This is a genomic window from Methylobacter svalbardensis (assembly GCF_037671525.1).
Classification (GTDB): domain Bacteria; phylum Pseudomonadota; class Gammaproteobacteria; order Methylococcales; family Methylomonadaceae; genus Methylobacter_A; species Methylobacter_A svalbardensis.
In genome coordinates, this window is sequence record NZ_JAWPOH010000195.1 from 1 (window position 1) to 726 (window position 726).

The 726-nt window shown below is 40.5% G+C and carries 1 protein-coding gene; it reads left to right on the top strand.

The genetic code is table 11. From position 1 onward, the window contains the following. Positions 1–40: 40 nt before the first annotated feature. Positions 41–726, top strand: a 686-nt coding sequence (locus RW114_RS20810) for a winged helix-turn-helix domain-containing protein (RefSeq protein WP_340124632.1), incomplete at its 3' end; no start/stop codon positions are given.

Genomic DNA, 726 nt, shown 5'->3' on the forward strand with positions numbered 1-726 from the left:
TGGAGAGAATGGATTCCATTGTGGAATATGGAACAGTGCCATGATTGCCGAGGTCATCTGGCTTAAATTTGGTGTTCGTTACAACGTGAACTATCTGTCTAGCTTATTAAAAAAGCTGGGTTTAAGTTACCAAAAAGCACGCTTTATCAGCGATCGCCAAGAGGAAGAACACTATCAGGTCGCGAGAAAAAAGTGGTTGGAAGAAACCTTGCCGGCCATTATTAAAAAAGCGAAGGAAGAAAACAGTGTGGTTTTATTTGGCGATGAAGTGTCATTTGCCATGTGGGGTTCATTGGCGCGAACCTGGGCTCCAATAGGACAGCAACCGACGGTTAAAACAACGGGGATTCGCAAAGGTCTGAAAATGTTTGGTGCGATTGAGCTCAAAGGTGGTAGCTTTCAATATCAACAATCCCTGGCTTATGTGTTGAAACCAAAATCACTTAAATTGTTGAAAGAAGCAGAATTACCTAAAGAATTTCTAGCGCTTCTGAAAACCTTAAAAGATCAGAAATATGCCACGCAACAGCTTTTTTTAAATGCTTTGCACGCCATCGCCGACAATCAGTTAATAACGAAATATCAGTCTGTTATCTTGCAGCACACCGAAACATCAGGACGCTTTAATGGCGAGAGTTATGTTGATTTTTTAAAACAACTATTAGCTTATTATGAAGGTAAAATCATTCTGGTTGAAGATGGTGCACCATATCATGGTAGCAAAGT